At 67.3% G+C, this 15,036-nt stretch carries 14 protein-coding genes and 1 tRNA gene; 12 read left to right on the forward strand and 3 right to left on the reverse strand.

Translation table 11 applies throughout. The annotated features are described in order from the left end of the window. Positions 1-81 precede the first annotated feature (81 nt). The 5 genes from gyrA (at position 82) to AX690_RS18100 (ending at position 6,236) form a co-directional block, all read left to right on the forward strand. Positions 82-2,838, forward strand: a complete 2,757-nt coding sequence (gyrA, locus tag AX690_RS18080) for a DNA gyrase subunit A (protein WP_066680992.1) — start codon at positions 82-84, stop codon at positions 2,836-2,838. Between the two features lie 27 nt (positions 2,839-2,865). Further along, positions 2,866-3,357 (forward strand): pantetheine-phosphate adenylyltransferase, encoded by a 492-nt coding sequence (coaD, locus tag AX690_RS18085; protein ID WP_066680994.1) that lies wholly within the window; start codon positions 2,866-2,868, stop codon positions 3,355-3,357. A gap of 628 nt (positions 3,358-3,985) precedes the next feature. Next, positions 3,986-4,831, forward strand: coding sequence for a peptidylprolyl isomerase (locus AX690_RS18090; RefSeq protein ID WP_066680996.1), 846 nt, complete (start codon positions 3,986-3,988; stop codon positions 4,829-4,831). A gap of 1 nt (position 4,832) precedes the next feature. Then, entirely contained in the window at positions 4,833-5,675 is an 843-nt protein-coding gene (locus tag AX690_RS18095; RefSeq protein ID WP_066680998.1) for a peptidylprolyl isomerase, read from the forward strand. A gap of 93 nt (positions 5,676-5,768) precedes the next feature. Then, positions 5,769-6,236 (forward strand): peptidylprolyl isomerase, encoded by a 468-nt coding sequence (locus AX690_RS18100; protein ID WP_066680999.1) that lies wholly within the window; start codon positions 5,769-5,771, stop codon positions 6,234-6,236. 54 nt (positions 6,237-6,290) lie between these two features. Here AX690_RS18100 and AX690_RS18105 read toward each other — a convergent pair whose 3' ends face one another. Continuing rightward, the gene (locus AX690_RS18105; RefSeq protein WP_369798226.1) at positions 6,291-7,241 is read right to left on the reverse strand and encodes an endonuclease/exonuclease/phosphatase family protein; all 951 of its coding nucleotides are present in this window, start codon (positions 7,239-7,241) and stop codon (positions 6,291-6,293) included. A 151-nt stretch (positions 7,242-7,392) separates the two neighbouring features. Here AX690_RS18105 and queA point away from each other — a divergent pair, with 151 nt between their 5' ends. Both queA and tgt read left to right on the forward strand, forming a co-directional pair. Beyond that, complete coding sequence (gene queA / locus AX690_RS18110) at positions 7,393-8,499, forward strand: tRNA preQ1(34) S-adenosylmethionine ribosyltransferase-isomerase QueA (protein ID WP_066681004.1); 1,107 nt, start codon at positions 7,393-7,395, stop codon at positions 8,497-8,499. Then, a complete protein-coding gene (gene tgt, locus AX690_RS18115) occupies positions 8,499-9,614 on the forward strand; it encodes a tRNA guanosine(34) transglycosylase Tgt (protein ID WP_066681008.1) in 1,116 nt (371 codons plus the stop codon). Before queA ends, tgt begins: the two co-directional genes overlap by 1 nt. Positions 9,615-9,619: 5 nt before the next feature. Here tgt and AX690_RS18120 read toward each other — a convergent pair whose 3' ends face one another. Next, positions 9,620-10,324 carry a hypothetical protein gene (locus AX690_RS18120; RefSeq protein WP_066681010.1) on the reverse strand — a complete coding sequence of 235 codons (705 nt, stop codon included), beginning with the start codon at positions 10,322-10,324 and terminating at the stop codon, positions 9,620-9,622. Positions 10,325-10,451: 127 nt separating this feature from the next. On the opposite strand from AX690_RS18120, the gene AX690_RS18125 reads away from it, so the two are divergent. The 5 genes from AX690_RS18125 (at position 10,452) to AX690_RS18145 (ending at position 14,031) form a co-directional block, all read left to right on the forward strand. Then, positions 10,452-10,526, forward strand: a tRNA-Lys gene (locus tag AX690_RS18125). Positions 10,527-10,796: 270 nt separating this feature from the next. Then, a complete protein-coding gene (cysT, locus tag AX690_RS18130) occupies positions 10,797-11,660 on the forward strand; it encodes a sulfate ABC transporter permease subunit CysT (protein WP_066681061.1) in 864 nt (287 codons plus the stop codon). Further along, positions 11,660-12,520: a sulfate ABC transporter permease subunit CysW gene (gene cysW, locus AX690_RS18135; protein ID WP_066681012.1), complete on the forward strand. Its 861-nt coding sequence runs from the start codon at positions 11,660-11,662 to the stop codon at positions 12,518-12,520. The genes cysT and cysW overlap by 1 nt, the downstream gene beginning before the upstream one ends. A gap of 16 nt (positions 12,521-12,536) precedes the next feature. Then, entirely contained in the window at positions 12,537-13,556 is a 1,020-nt protein-coding gene (locus AX690_RS18140) for a sulfate/molybdate ABC transporter ATP-binding protein (protein WP_066681014.1), read from the forward strand. 136 nt (positions 13,557-13,692) lie between these two features. Then, positions 13,693-14,031 carry a PilZ domain-containing protein gene (locus AX690_RS18145; RefSeq protein WP_066681016.1) on the forward strand — a complete coding sequence of 113 codons (339 nt, stop codon included), beginning with the start codon at positions 13,693-13,695 and terminating at the stop codon, positions 14,029-14,031. Positions 14,032-14,061: 30 nt separating this feature from the next. Here AX690_RS18145 and AX690_RS18150 read toward each other — a convergent pair whose 3' ends face one another. Next, positions 14,062-15,036, reverse strand: a complete 975-nt coding sequence (locus tag AX690_RS18150) for a transglutaminase family protein (protein ID WP_066681018.1) — start codon at positions 15,034-15,036, stop codon at positions 14,062-14,064.

Consider the following 15,036-nt stretch of genomic DNA (forward strand, 5'->3'; position numbering starts at 1 on the left):
CCGTAAAGGTGGCGTCCGCCCTGTCGGAATGCTAACAGTTTCCGACAGTTCCGTGTCCGATTCTGACGGCGAAAAATTCCCTTGAGCGACGAACACACCACCATCCCCGCCGACGGTTCCCGCGGGGATATCGCCCCGATCAACATCGAGGACGAACTCCGCCGCTCCTACCTCGACTACGCGATGAGCGTGATCGTCAGCCGCGCCCTGCCGGACGCGCGCGATGGTCTCAAGCCCGTGCACCGTCGAGTGCTGTTCTCGATGCACGAGCAGGGGCAGACGCCGGACCGTCCCTACGTCAAGTCGGCCCGCGTGGTCGGTGACGTGATGGGTAAGTATCACCCGCACGGCGACGCCTCGATCTACTTCACGCTCGTCCGCATGACTCAGTCGTTCTCGATGGGTCTGGTGCTGATCGACGGCCAGGGCAATTTCGGCTCGGTCGACGGCGATATGCCCGCGGCCATGCGCTATACCGAGTGCCGCATGGCCCCGCCGGCCATGGCGCTGCTGGCCGACCTGGACAAGGACACGGTCGACTTCGCCGACAACTACGACGGCAAGGAGCAGGAGCCGACCGTCCTGCCGTCGCGGATCCCGAACCTGCTGGTCAACGGCGCGGGCGGCATCGCCGTCGGCATGGCGACCAACATCCCGCCTCACAACCTCGGCGAAATCATCGACGCCTGCCTGCTGCTGATCGACGAGCCGAACTGCACCACCGACCAGTTGCTGGATCTGGTGCCGGGTCCCGACTTCCCGACCGGCGGCGAGATCATCGGCCGCGCGCCGCCGCGCCAGGCCCTGCTGACCGGTCGCGGCTCGGTGGTCATGCGCGGCGTGGCCAGCGTCGAGGAACTGCGCGCCGGCCGCGAGGCCATCATCATCACCGAGATCCCGTATCAGGTGAACAAGGCCAATCTGGTCGAGCACATCGCCGAACTGGTCCGCGACAAGAAGATCGAGGGCGTCGCCGACATCCGCGACGAGTCCAACCGCGACGGCATGCGCATCGTGGTCGAGCTGAAGCGCGACGCCTCGGGCGAAGTGATCCTGAACCAGCTGTATCGCTTCACGGCGCTGCAGACCTCGTTCGGGGTCAACATGCTGGCCCTGAACCGCGGCCGTCCCGAGCAGATGGGCCTGCACCAACTGCTGCAGCTGTTCGTCGAGTTCCGCGAGGAAGTCGTCGTCCGCCGCACCAAGTTCGAACTGGGCAAGGCGCGTGACCGCGGCCACGTGCTGGTCGGCCTGACCATCGCCGTCGCCAATATCGACGAGTTCATCCACATTATCCGCTCGTCGAAGGATCCGACCGAGGCCCGCGAGCGCCTAGTGGCCAAGTCCTGGCCGGCCGGCGACATGCTGCCGCTGGTCGAGCTGATCGCCGACCCGCGCACCATCCAGGAAGCGGGCGGCCTGATCCGCCTGACCGACGAGCAAGCCCGCGCCATCCTGGCCCTGACGCTGTCGCGTCTGACGGGTCTGGGCCGCGAGGAAATCGGCAACGAGGCCGAGGCCCTGGCCGACGCCATCCGCGGCTATCTGGAGCTTCTGTCCGATCGCGCCAACATCATGGCGGTGGTTCGCGAGGAACTGGTCGAGGTCCGCGAGAAGTTCGCGATCCCGCGCCGCAGCCAGATCGTCGACGGCGACGCCGACGTGGAAGACGAGGACCTGATCGTCCGCGAGGACATGGTCATCACCGTCACCATGGGCGGCTACGTCAAGCGCACGCCGCTGGCCAACTACCGCACCCAGCACCGGGGCGGGAAGGGCAAGTCGGGCATGGCGACCAAGACCGAGGACGCCGTCACCCGCGTGTTCTCGGCCTCGACCCACGCGCCGCTGCTGTTCTTCACGTCGGGCGGCAAGGTCTACAAGATGAAGGTGTGGCGCCTGCCGCTGGGCGTCGCCAATTCGCGCGGCAAGGCGTTCGTCAACCTGCTGCCGATCGAATCCGGCGAGACCATCACCTCGATCCTGGCTCTGCCGGAGGACGAAGCGACCTGGAGCGGCCTGGACGTGATGTTCGCCACCCGCTCGGGCAGCGTTCGCCGCAACAAGCTCAGCGACTTCGTGGACGTTCGCCGCAACGGCAAGATCGCCATGAAGCTGGACGAAGGCGACGGCATCGTCGGCGTCGCGGTCTGCAACGCCGACCAGGACGTGCTGCTGACCACGGCCGCCGGCCGCTGCATCCGCTTCTCGGTCGACGAGGTCCGCGTGTTCGCCAGCCGCGACTCCACGGGCGTGCGCGGCGTGCGCCTGGCCGAGGGCGACGAAGTCATCTCGATGGCCGTGCTGCGCAGCGTCGACGCGACGCCCGCCGAGCGGGCGGCCTATCTCAAGCACCAACGCGCCATGCTGCGCGCCGCCGGCGAGGAGGGCGATGACGCCCCCGTCGTCGCCGACGAGGGCGAAGAGGACGGCGACGAAACCACCCTGACGCCGGAACGCATCGCCGAACTGGGCGCGGCTGAGGAAATCCTGCTGACCGTGTCGTCGGAAGGCTTCGGCAAGCGGACCAGCGCCTATGATTTCCGGCGCACCGGCCGTGGCGGCCAGGGCCTGGCGGCCCAGGATCTCAGCAAGCGCGGCGGTCGTCTGGTGGGCTCGTTCCCGGTCGATGAGAGCGACCAGATCCTGCTCGTCACCGACGCCGGACAGCTGATCCGCGTGCCTGTTTCGCAAATTCGTGTTGCAGCGCGGAATACTCAGGGCGTAACCATCTTCCGCACCGCGCAGGACGAGCACGTCGTCAGCGTGGAACGTCTCGCCGATTCCGGCGGCGACGATAACCAGGGCGAGGACAGCGGGGCGGACGAGACCCTGTAACCCTCTCCCGTTAGCGTAGGGGGTTGCATGCGGGTCGGGCTTTATCCCGGGACTTTCGATCCGGTCACCAACGGTCATCTCGACATCATCGGGCGGGCCGTGAAGCTGGTCGACAAGCTGGTGATCGGCGTCGCCGTGAATATCGGCAAGGGGCCGTTGTTCTCGCTGGACGAGCGGGTCGCCATTCTCGAGCGCGAGACGGCGCACCTGACCAAGATCGCCGAGATCGAGGTTAGGCCGTTCGAAAGCCTGCTGATGCACTTCGCCCGGGATGTGAACGCCCAGATGATCGTGCGCGGCCTGCGGGCCGTCGCCGACTTCGAATACGAGTTCCAGATGACGGCGATGAACCAGCAACTGGATCGCGAGATCGAGACCGTCTTCCTGATGGCCGACCCGCGTCACCAGGCGATCGCCTCGCGGCTGGTCAAGGAGATCGCCACCCTGGGCGGCGACATCTCCAAGTTTGTCCCCGGCGGCGTCGCCCAGCAACTGCTGACCAAGGTCGGGCGAGGCTGATCGCCAGGGCGGGAAAGTCGCTTGGCGACTTCCCGTTGCCGACGACGGGTTAGCGTGGCGGGCTTTGACCGCTGCTGGTCGCGGTTGACGACGAGCCTGAGGTCGCCGCTCCTGGCGTCGTGCCCGTCGAACGATCCTGCGTGCTGTTCGAGCCGGTGGTCCCTGGGGCGCCGGTCGTCGAACCCGTTGTTCCCGTTCCGCTCGCGCCGGTCCCGGTGTCGACGTTTCCGGGCGTCGTCATGTCGGGTGCTGTCGGGGTTTGGCCCGTCGTCGAGCTGCTCGCGGCTGGGTCGGTCGCTGTCGTCGGGGTCTGGTTCTGGTCTTGGCGAGAGCAACCGCCCACGACCGTGGCGGCGGCGAGCGATGCGGCGGACAAGCCGATCATGAGGGCGTGTCGGTTCATCGAAGGTCTCCTTGTTGTTGTCCGCAAGGCGGACGGTAAAGACCAACGACGCGCGGGCGATGTTCGGTGCGCGGGATATGCAAAGGACATTTCGACGGATGGCTTTGCGGGAGCTTGGCCTCCGCCCTGAAGCGGCCGGAATCCTGCGGTCCAAGATTCGTCGCACTTGTCGGGGAGGCCGTGTCGTTCTACGCCGGCCATGACCTAGTCTGTTCGGGGTAATCGATGAAGTTCGCCATGACCGCCGCCGCCTTGGCGCTCGCCGCAGTGACGGCCTCCGCTACGACGGCTTCGGCCCAGACCGCCGCTCCAACTGGCGCGGACTGGCGCGCGCCTGACCCCAATAACGTGATCGTGGTGGAGACGAACAAGGGGCGGATCATCGCCGAGCTCTATCCTCAGGCCGCGCCCAATCACGTCGAGCGCGTCCGGAGCCTGGTGAAGAGCGGCTTCTATGACGGCCTGACCTTCTTCCGTGTCATCAGCGACTTCATGGCCCAGACGGGCGACCCGCAGAACACCGGCATGGGCGGTTCGGACCAGCCCAATCTGACGGCCGAGTTCACCTTCCGCCGTGGCGCCGACCTGCCGCTGGGCGCCAGCTTCAAGGTGGGCAGCAACGAGCAGGGCTGGGTCGACGCCTTGCCCGTCACTAGCCAGAACTCGGCCTTGGCCGTGATGACAGCCGATCGCAAGGTCGCGACCTGGGGCAACTTCTGTCCCGGCGTCCTGGGCATGGCGCGCGCCGGCGATCCCAACAGCGCCAATAGCCAGTTCTTCTTCATGCGCCAGGCGAACGCCTCGCTGGACAAGACCTACACCGCCTTCGGCCGCGTGCTGCAGGGCCTCGATGTCGTCCGCGCCATCAAGACGGGCGAGCCCGTGCCCGATCCCCAGGACAAGATGCTGAGCGTCAAGCTGCTGGCCGACCTGCCCGCGGACAAGCGTCCCTCGGTGCGGGTCATGGACACCCGCTCGGCCGCCTTCAAGGCTTTGGCGACCAAGCGGCAGGCCGAACTGGGCGCCAGCTTCACCAATTGCGATCTCGACGTCCCCGTTCAGGTGAAATGACATGACGCTGTCTCGTGCGCTGTCGCCCTGCCTGGTTCTCGCGATGACCTCGAGCGCCGCCATGGCGGCGACGCCGAGCAAGCCGTCGGAAGCGGATTGGCGCACGCCCGCGCCCGAGACGATCCTGGTGATCGACACCAACAAGGGCCGGGTGCTGGTCGAGCTGATCCCGGAAGTCGCGCCAAACCACGTCGCGCGCCTGCAGGAGCTGACCCGCGCGGGCGTCTATGATGGTCGGACCTTCTTCCGGGTCATCGACCGGTTCATGGCTCAGACAGGCGATCCGACCAATACGGGCGAGGGCGGCTCCGACAAGCCCAACCTCAAGGCCGAGTTCACGTTCCGCCGCACCGCCGAGACGCCGTTCGTCCCCATGGCCGCGCCGGCCGGCCTTGAGGTCGGCTACCTGAAGTCCCTGCCGGTCGTCAGCCAGGCCTGGAGCTGGAGCGACATGACCAGCGACCATAAGGTCGCGGCCTGGGGGACCTATTGCCCCGGCGTGGTCGGCATGGCGCGGGACGAGGACAACAACTCGGCCAACAGCCAGTTCTTCCTGATGCGCCAGCCCTATCCGTCGCTGGACAAGCGCTACACCGCCTTTGGACGCGTGGTCAGCGGATTAAGCGCGGTGCGCGCCATCAAGACGGGCGAACCCGTGCCCGCGCCGCAAGACCAGATGCTGAAGCTTCGACTGCTGTCGGATATCCCCGAAGCCGAACGGCCCAGGGTGCGACTTATTGACCCAAAAGGCCCGTGGTTCGCCGCCGAAACTCAGCGTCTGAGGGCTTTGAAAGGCGCGGACTTTTCTGTCTGCGACATCGATTTGCCGGCGGAAGTTCGCTGAGCTCTAGCGGTTTTCGCGCGAAGACTTGGTTCACAGGGCGCCCTGAACCGCGCTAGAAGCGCGGTCGCATCACTCGCCACATAAGGGAAGACCATGTCGGCCGACCTCGAAAACACCCTGATCCTGACGCTGGAGACCGGTCCGGTCACCATCAAGCTGCGCCCCGACCTGGCGCCTGGCCACGTCGAGCGGATCAAGGAGCTGGTGCGCGAGGGCTTCTATGACGGCGTCGTCTTCCACCGCGTGATCCCGGGCTTCATGGCCCAGGGCGGCGATCCGTCGGGCACCGGCCGCGGCGGTTCGGACAAGCCGGACCTGAAGGCCGAGTTCAACAAGGAGCCGCACGTGCGCGGCATCTGCTCGATGGCCCGGACGCCCGATCCGAACTCTGCCAACAGCCAGTTCTTCATCGTGTTCGACGACGCCACATTCCTGGACGGTCAGTACACGGTCTGGGGTCAGGTGGTCGAAGGCATGGAACATGTCGACGCTCTGCCGAAGGGCGAGCCGCCGAAAGAGCCGGGCAAGATCGTCAGCGCCAAGATCGCGGCCGACGCCTAACCCTCAGCGCTTCGCGAATTCAAGCGGCTCCAGGCCTGGCGTCTGGAGCCGTTTCTATTTGGACGATCGGCGTAGCGTCACGATGACGGGGCGATGGTCGGAGCCAATGGCCGGTCCGCGCTCGACCTTGATCGCGCGCCAGTCGGAGCCGGCATAGACGTGGTCGATGGGCAGGAAGGGCGCCGGCGCGGCGGCGACGCGCGAGAACTGACCGGACGGCCAGGAGGGCAGGGCCCGGGTCCATCGGTTAAGGCCCAACGCCTTGTCCTGACGCCTCAGGGTGAAGGACCAAGGCGTCGAGTTGAAGTCGCCGGTCACGATCAGGGTTCGCTGGTCGAAGTTGGAGGCGGCTTTGACCAGCGTCGCCGATTGCACCTGCTGGCGCCCCGCCGGCACGGGCCAAACATAATGGACGCCGAGGACCGTAAAGGGGCCCGCTGGGTCCTCGATCGTCGCCCATGCGCCCGGCAGCCCCTTCTGAAGCGAGCCGGAGGCGCTCACCTTCCTTCGGGAAAAGATCCAGGGCTCGCAGCGCCCGGACTTGCAGGACACGAAGGGATAGGCGGCCCGCAGGCCCTTGTTGACGGCCCAAGCCGCCCCGCCGCCTTCCTCCATCACGATGACGTCGGCGTCCTGCGCCAGCAGCCACTCCAGGCTCTTTTCCGGCGCGTAGTTCTCGTGCCAGGCATTGAACTGGATGATCTTGAGGTCGCCCGGCGCGGTGGCCTCCGGCTTGAAGCGCCAGGCCATGCGCAGTTCGGGCAGCATCATCACGCCGCAGGCGCTGACCGTGACAACGCCGAGCGCAACGATGACCCATCGCTCGGCTTCGCGCGCGAAGAGGCCTCCCAGCAGGACCGCGCCGACACCCATGGCCAGCCACAGCGGCGCCGCGTGGGTCAGGGCGTCCAGCCGGGGGCTGACCGCGCCGCCCAGGCTCATCAGAGCGAGAATGGCGCCACATAGGCCTAGCATCAGGCCCGTGCCGCGGACGAGAAGACTCATGAGCTGTGCAATGAGACGCATGAGCCGCTGTTAGCATGCGTCAATGACCGTTGGCGCGCCCGCGTTTTACGGTTTATCGCTTCCTTGCGTCTCTCCCGCTGATCGCCTGACTCTTGACCTTCGGCGCCCATCGTGCGCTTGAAGCGCGCCCATGCGCCTATCCGACTTCGACTTCGACCTCCCCGAGGATCGCATCGCCCTGCGGCCGGCCGAGCCGCGCGACGCCGCGCGTCTGCTGGTCGTACGGCCTGGCCAGGGTCTGGCCGATCATGTGGTTCGCGAACTGCCCGATTTCCTGCGTCCTGGCGACGCCATGGTCTTCAACGACACCCGTGTGATCCCGGCGCGTCTCGCGGGCTTGCGCGAGGGGCGGACGACGGGCGGCGCGGACGGCACGCCTGTCGCGGTCGAGGCGACCTTGCACCGGCGCGTCGCGCCGGACCGCTGGAGCGCCTTCATGCGTCCCGGCAAGCGTTTGAAGGTCGGCGACCGCGTCGCCTTTGGCGCGCGCGACGACCGCGCCTGCGAACTCGACCGCCTGGACGCCACGGTCGCCGAGAAGCACGAGGGCGGCGAGGTCCTGCTGGCCTTCGACCTTTCCGGGCCTGACCTCGATATCGGCATCGCTCGCCATGGCGACATGCCGCTGCCGCCCTATATCGCCGCCAAGCGCGGGGAGGACGACCGGGACCGCGCCGACTACCAGACCGTCTATGCGCGCGAAGACGGCTCCGTCGCCGCGCCGACCGCCGGACTGCACTTCACGCCTGAACTGCTCGAGGCCCTGAAGGCCAAGGGCGTTTCGACGCATTTCGTCACCCTCCACGTTGGGGCGGGCACCTTCCTGCCGGTCAAGACCGACGACGTCTCCGAACACAAGATGCACGCCGAGTACGGACAGGTGACGCGCGAAGTCGCCGACGCCCTGAACGCCGCCCGCGCCGCTGGCGGCCGGATCATCTGCGTCGGCACCACCTCGCTGCGCCTGCTGGAGAGCGCCACGGGCGAGGACGGCGTCGTGCGGCCGTTCGCCGACGAGACCGCGATCTTCATCACGCCGGGCTATCGCTTCCGCGCCGCGGATGTGCTGATGACTAACTTCCACCTGCCCAAGTCGACCCTGTTCATGCTGGTCAGCGCGTTTGCCGGACGCGAGACGATGCGCGCGGCCTATGAGCACGCCATATCGACGGGCTATCGCTTCTATTCCTATGGCGACGGCAGCCTGCTGTTCCGCGCCGAGCCCGAGAGCCGCTGATGGCCGCGTTCCCTTTCGAGATCAAAGCCACGGACGGCAAGGCGCGCACGGGCGTCCTCAAGACGCCGCGCGGCGACATCCGCACGCCGGCCTTCATGCCGGTCGGCACGGCCGCCACGGTCAAGGCGATGACCGTCGACCAGGTCAAGGACACCGGCGCGGACATCATCCTGGGCAACACCTACCACCTGATGCTGCGGCCCTCGGCCGAGCGCGTGGCGCGGCTGGGCGGGCTGCACAAGTTCATGCGTTGGGACAAGCCGATCCTCACCGACAGCGGCGGCTTCCAGGTCATGAGCCTGTCGGGCATCAGCAAGCTGACCGAGGAGGCCGTGACCTTCTCCAGCCACGTCGACGGCTCCAAGCACGTGCTGACCCCCGAGCGCTCGATCGAGATCCAGGCCGACCTGCTGGGCAGCGACATCGTCATGCAGCTGGACGAGTGCGTCGCTTGGCCGGCCGAGGAGGCGAGGGCGCGCAAGGGCATGGAGCTCTCCGCCCGCTGGGCCAAGCGTTCGAAGGACGCTTTCGGAACGCGCGACACCCAGGCCCTATTCGGCATCCAGCAGGGCTCGACCTTCGAAAACTTGCGTCGCGAGTCTTCTGAAAAGCTGCAGGAGATCGGTTTTGACGGCTACGCCATCGGCGGTCTGGCGGTTGGCGAGGGCCATGAGGCGATGTGCGAGGTCCTCGACTACGCGCCGGGCCTGCTGCCCCACGATCGCCCGCGCTACCTGATGGGCGTGGGCAAGCCGATCGACCTGGTCGAGGCCGTGGCGCGCGGCGTCGACATGTTCGACTGCGTGCTGCCGACCCGCTCGGGCCGCCATGGTCAGGCCTGGACCTGGGACGGGCCGATCAATCTGAAGAACGCCAAGTACGCCGAGGATGACACGCCGCTGGACCCGACCAGCGACTGCCCGGCTAGCCGCGACTACTCCAAGGCCTATCTGCGCCACCTGTTCAAGGCCGAGGAAATCCTGGGGCAGGTGCTACTGTCCTGGCACAACATCGCCTTCTTCCAGGCGCTGACCGCCGCCATGCGCGCGGCGATCGCGGAGGGGCGGTTCGAGCAGTTCCGCCGCGACTTCGCCGCCCGGCACCTGTCGCAGTAGGAGCGTCAGGAAGACTGACCTTTAGGCTGGGGCGGAAGCTCCTCCTTGTGGATGGGGAAGCGCGGTTTGCGCGGGCCGTAAGGGTCCGGAGGCGGCGGCATGCCTGGATCGACGACCGGGGGTGGCGCTGGCGGCTTGTGCTGCGGCGTGGCCGGCGGATTGCAGCCGCGGGACTCGCCCAGGCCCTTCAAGTAGGCGCGGCGAACGGCGCCCGAAGCGATGGCGCTCTGCACGAGGCGATCGTGCCGCTCGGCGCCGGACAGCTTCCGCACCCAGCCTCGCATGGGGATCATGTCCTGCGCGGCGCTGGCGACGGCGCCGAGGGCGGCTTCGCCAGCGGCCTTGCGCCCGCGGTCCATCAAGTCCTCATCTCCGGTCGCGGGCATGCTGTCGAGGTCCTCGCCCAACGCCGCATCCAACGGTTTGATCAAGGAGATCAGGCTGGCGCAGCTCGCGGGGACTGGACGCCTGTACGGATCGTCCATGGACTCAAGCAGGACGCGCGGAATCTTGGTCCGGATGACATTTACGTCTCGCAGCGGCGCGGTCATGGCGCCGGTGATTCCGTCCTTGTTCGCTTCCGACGCCGATTTGATGCGCTCATCCGACTCCTGAACGGGCGGCGGAGAGGGCGCGGCCTGTTGGCGCGCGGACGCGCATCCGGCCGCCGCGACCGCCAGAAAGCCCGCTAAAAGCAAGGTTCTACGCATGACTCACCCTAACCCGCTCACAGCTTTACCACTCTGGACGGGAAAAACGGCGAAAGCGTGCTTGCGGGCCCGACGACCCCCGACTATGGTCCGCGCCGCTTCCACCGGCCCCCGCCGGATCGTGAGCGGGCCGGTAGCTCAGTGGTAGAGCATTCGACTTTTAATCGAATGGTCCTGGGTTCGAGTCCCAGCCGGCCTACCAAACTTCAAGTCCCTGATCTGAAAAAGCTTATCCGCCGCGCGGTTTCATCGCGCGGCCGCAGTCGATGACTGCGTCTCGTGGGGCATGGGTCGCCGCGCTCGCCAGTTTTTCTCCATGTCCCATCCGGCTTTTCTCGTTTGCCCCATGATCGTGGTAGAGATTTAAGCGGCTCAGTTCTTCGCGACGCCGCCGGGACCGGACACGGTCCCGAGCACGTTCAGCCTCAACAGAGCCATGTGGCGAGCCCGGACCCTGGACGACGATCAGACGATGACCGCCGACACCGCCGAGCGCCGGCCGCCGGCCAAGAGACCCCTGTTTCGCCGCCGTTCGGCCATTCCGGGATTTGGGCTGACGATGGGCGTAACGCTCTCGGTCCTGTCGCTGATCGTTCTGATCCCGCTGTCGGCCGTGGTGCTGAAGGCTGCGCAACAGTCGCCCGCCGAGTTCTGGACCGTCGCCACGTCACAGCGCGCCTTGGCGGCCTATCGGCTGACGTTCGGCGCGGCCTTCGTCGCGGCCCTGGTCAATGGGATCTTCGGGGTCCTGACCGCCTGGGCGCTGGTCCGCTATGACTTTCCCGGCAAGACGATCGTCAACGCCCTGGTTGACCTGCCGTTCGCCCTGCCGACCGCCGTGGCGGGCATCGCCTTGGCGACGCTCTATTCGCCCAATGGATGGATCGGGCAGTTCTTGACGCCCTTGGGGATCAAGGCCGCCTACAACCCGATCGGCGTCACCATCGCCCTGATCTTCATTGGCCTGCCGTTCGTGGTCCGCACGATCGAGCCCGTGCTGCGCGACGCCGCCGAGGACGTCGAGGAGGCCGCGGCCAGCCTTGGGGCCAGCCGTTTCGACACCATCGTCCGCATCGTCCTGCCGGCTCTGGCACCCGCCTGGCTGACCGGCTTCGCCCTGGCCTTCGCCCGGGGCGTAGGTGAGTACGGCTCGGTGATCTTCATCGCTGGTAACATGCCCTACAAGTCCGAGATCGCGCCGCTGCTGATCATCATCCAGCTGGAGCAGTTCGAGTACGCCCGCGCCGCGACGATCGCCGTGGTGATGCTGGCCGTCTCCTTCACGATGCTGCTGGTCATCAACGCCATCCAAGCCTGGTCGCGGAGGTTCGCCTGATGAGCGCCGTCGCTACGCGCCACCGCCGCGCCACCGACGATCCGACCTGGGCCAAGGTCCTGGTCATCGGGACCGTCATGGCCTTCCTGGCGCTGGTCCTGATCCTGCCCCTGGTCGCGGTGTTCGCCGAGGCTCTGCGCAAGGGCCTGGACGCCGCCCTGGCGGCCGTCAGCAATCCCGACGCCCTGGCGGCCGTGAAGCTGACCCTGATCACCGCCGCCATCGCCGTGCCGTTCAACGCGGTGTTCGGTCTGTGCGCGTCCTGGGCGATCGCCAAGCACGACTTCTGGGGCAAGCCGTTCCTGATCACCCTGATCGACCTGCCGTTCTCGGTCTCGCCGGTCGTGGCGGGCCTGATCTATGTGCTGGTCTTCGGCTTGCAGGGCTGGATGGGCGAGTGGCTGCTGGACAATGACCTGAAGATCATCTTCGCCGTGCCGGGCATCGTCCTGGCGACAATCTTCGTGACCTTCCCGTTCGTGGCGCGCGAGCTCATCCCGCTGATGCAGGAGCAGGGGACCAGCGAAGAGGAGGCGGCCGTGTCGATGGGCGCCAGCGGGCTCTATACGTTCTGGCGGGTCACCGCGCCCAATGTCCGCTGGGGGCTGCTGTACGGCGTCCTGCTGTGCAACGCCCGCGCCATGGGCGAGTTCGGCGCGGTGTCGGTGGTCAGCGGCCACATTCGCGGCCTGACCAACACCATGCCGCTGCACGTCGAGATCCTTTACAACGAATACGACTTCGTCGGCGCCTTCGCGGTCGCGGCCCTGCTGTGCCTGCTGGCGGTCGTGACCCTTGTCCTGAAGACGGCGCTCGAAGTCGCCCAGCCCGACGTTCGCGCCGGGCGTGGCGGACACTGAACGGACTGAACGGCCCATGACCATTTCCATCCGCTCCGTCGAAAAGAAGTTCGGCCGCTACCCGGCCCTGAACAAGGTCGATCTCGAGATCGCCGACGGCGAACTGCTGGCGCTTCTGGGCCCTTCGGGCTCGGGCAAGACGACCCTGCTGCGCACGATCGCGGGCCTGGAGTTTCCCGACGAAGGTCAAGTGCTGTTCGATGGCGAGGACGTGACCTACGCCTCGGCCGCCGCGCGGCGCGTAGGCTTTGTGTTCCAGCAGTACGCGCTGTTCAAGCACATGACCGTGGCCAAGAACATCGCGTTCGGCCTCGACGTCCGAAAGGGCCAGGACAAGCCGTCCAAGGCCGAGATCGCGCGGCGCGTGGAGGACCTGCTGAAGCTGGTCGAGCTGGAAGGCCTGGGTCAGCGGTATCCATCGCAGCTGTCGGGCGGCCAGCGCCAGCGAGTCGCCTTGTCGCGCGCCCTGGCCGTGCAGCCCAGCGTGCTACTGCTCGACGAGCCGTTCGGGGCGCTGGACGCTACGGTTCGGAAGTCGCTGCGCCGTGAACTGCGCCGCGTGCACGACGCCACCGGCGTCACCACGATCTTCGTCACCCACGACCAGGAGGAGGCGCTGGAACTGGCCGACCGGGTGGCGATCCTGAACCAGGGGCGCATCGAGCAGATCGGCACGCCCGACCAGGTGCACGACCAGCCGGCCTCCGCCTTCGTCTGCGGCTTCGTTGGCGAGGCCAACAGCTTCCAGGGTGAGGTCTCCAGCGGCCGGTTCAGCGCTGGCGCCTTGGCCTTGCCGGCGTCGGGCGTTCGAGACGGCGCGGCGATGGCGTATGTGCGACCGCATGATTTCGTGCTGGACGACGCCGGCTTCGAGGTGCGCGTCGATCGGGCGCACGTGCAGGGCGCCCTGACGACCGTCAACGCGACGACGCTTGATGGTCGGCGGATCGAGATCAGCGCCTCGCGGGCCGAGGCGGCTCGCTTCCAGGGCGCGGTCCGTGTGGCGGCGCGCAAGGCGCACGTCTACGCGGCCTAGAGCGAGCCCCTTGCCTCCCCGGATCTAGATCTCGAAAACCCGGTTTGGTGAATGGGCCGCTGGGCGCAGACGAAATATCAAGGCTTACGGTAAACTCTCTCGCCGACTCGGCAGAAGTTTTGAAGGTCTTAGGTCTATGGTCGAGCCCTCGGGCGCGGAGCGTCGCGCGCATCCTCGGATGCCGGCGGCGCGCAAAATCTACATCGTCGACGATCCGCGTTCGTGGAAGTGCTCGCTGCTGGACATCGCCGAGCGCGGCGCGCGGCTGTCGACGGCTGGCGTCGCGCCGCCGCCGGACCGGTTCATCTTTGTCGACGCCGGCGGACGCCGCGTGCATCTGGCCGAGGTGGTCTGGCGCTCGTCGGTCGAGGCGGGCGTGCAGTTTCTGGAGACCAGCCGCATCGGGCCGCGCGCCGGCGGCGCCGCGGGGGCTCTGGACATCGCCCGGCGTTTCGCCGCGACGCTTCCGGCTTGATATTCGGCGGCGGTCCAGCCGCCGCCGCGCCTACTGCTGCTGTTGCTGCTGCTGATGCATGTCCTCGCGGACGGCGGTCGGCCGGCGACGGCCGCCGGCGAAGTTCGGCCGCGCCATGCGCAGGAATTCCGGCTCCGCCATCGCCGCCCGCGCCCGGCGGACGCTGACGCCAACCGCCAGCTGGCTCTCGGAATCGCCCTTGTAGACCCCGCGTGACGGCGTCACGTCCGCATAGTCGCGACCCACGGCGACGGCCACGTGGCGCTCGCCGGCCATCATGTTATTCGTCGGGTCGAAGCCGACCCAGCGCAGGCTGGGCAGGAACACCTCCACCCAGGCGTGGGTCGCGTCCGGATCGGAACGGTCGCCGGCCTCGCGGTCGGTGAACAGATAGCCCGACACATAGCGCGCCGGCACGCCCCAGCCGCGACAGACCGCCAGCATGATGTGGGCGAAGTCCTGGCAGACGCCTCGGCCAGCGCTCAGCGCCAGGTCGATGGGGCTGTCGGCGTCCGTGACGCCCGGCTGATACTCGAAGGCGCTGTAGATCGTCTCCGACAGGGTCCGGACGGCTGTCAGGGGGTCCTTGCGTCGAAGGGCCTCGAGATCGTGCTCGTTGATGAAGGTCTGCAGCGCTTCGGTCGTCTGGACGAAGCCGTGCGGCCTCAGGAAGTCGAAGCACTCGCCGCGCACGAACTCGCTGCGCATCCGGTCCCACTCGCCCATGTCGAGGTGCTCGGGCCGCTCGGGCGGTGGTTCGGTCTCGACCGCGGAGCGGGCCACGATGGTCAGATTGTCGTGCGGCTGCGGGACGTCGAAGTGGTAGACGGCGTTGCCGAAGCTGTCGGCGTAGGAGAACACTTGGGCGGCGGGCTCCAGGTCTAGCTCGAAGCTGACCAGCCGTTGGCGCGCGGTCTTCTGGGGCTGCATCCACAGCTCCATCAGGCTTTCCCGCACCGGGCGCTCGTAGTGGTACTGGGTGACGTGGCGGATTTCGAGCAACAC

The sequence above is a fragment of the Caulobacter sp. CCH9-E1 genome (genome assembly GCF_001556515.1).
Taxonomy (GTDB): Bacteria; Pseudomonadota; Alphaproteobacteria; order Caulobacterales; family Caulobacteraceae; genus Caulobacter.

Bases quoted from the DNA above. Each gene is read 5' to 3' on its own strand.
- coaD (WP_066680994.1), top strand. From the start codon at position 2,866: ATGCGGGTCGGGCTTTATCCCGGGACTTTCGATCCGGTCACCAACGGT.
- AX690_RS18090 (WP_066680996.1), top strand. From the start codon at position 3,986: ATGAAGTTCGCCATGACCGCCGCCGCCTTGGCGCTCGCCGCAGTGACG.
- AX690_RS18095 (WP_066680998.1), top strand. From the start codon at position 4,833: ATGACGCTGTCTCGTGCGCTGTCGCCCTGCCTGGTTCTCGCGATGACC.
- AX690_RS18100 (WP_066680999.1), top strand. From the start codon at position 5,769: ATGTCGGCCGACCTCGAAAACACCCTGATCCTGACGCTGGAGACCGGT.
- AX690_RS18105 (WP_369798226.1), bottom strand. From the start codon at position 7,241: ATGAGTCTTCTCGTCCGCGGCACGGGCCTGATGCTAGGCCTATGTGGC.
- queA (WP_066681004.1), top strand. From the start codon at position 7,393: ATGCGCCTATCCGACTTCGACTTCGACCTCCCCGAGGATCGCATCGCC.
- tgt (WP_066681008.1), top strand. From the start codon at position 8,499: ATGGCCGCGTTCCCTTTCGAGATCAAAGCCACGGACGGCAAGGCGCGC.
- AX690_RS18120 (WP_066681010.1), bottom strand. From the start codon at position 10,324: ATGCGTAGAACCTTGCTTTTAGCGGGCTTTCTGGCGGTCGCGGCGGCC.
- cysT (WP_066681061.1), top strand. From the start codon at position 10,797: ATGACCGCCGACACCGCCGAGCGCCGGCCGCCGGCCAAGAGACCCCTG.
- cysW (WP_066681012.1), top strand. From the start codon at position 11,660: ATGAGCGCCGTCGCTACGCGCCACCGCCGCGCCACCGACGATCCGACC.
- AX690_RS18140 (WP_066681014.1), top strand. From the start codon at position 12,537: ATGACCATTTCCATCCGCTCCGTCGAAAAGAAGTTCGGCCGCTACCCG.
- AX690_RS18145 (WP_066681016.1), top strand. From the start codon at position 13,693: ATGGTCGAGCCCTCGGGCGCGGAGCGTCGCGCGCATCCTCGGATGCCG.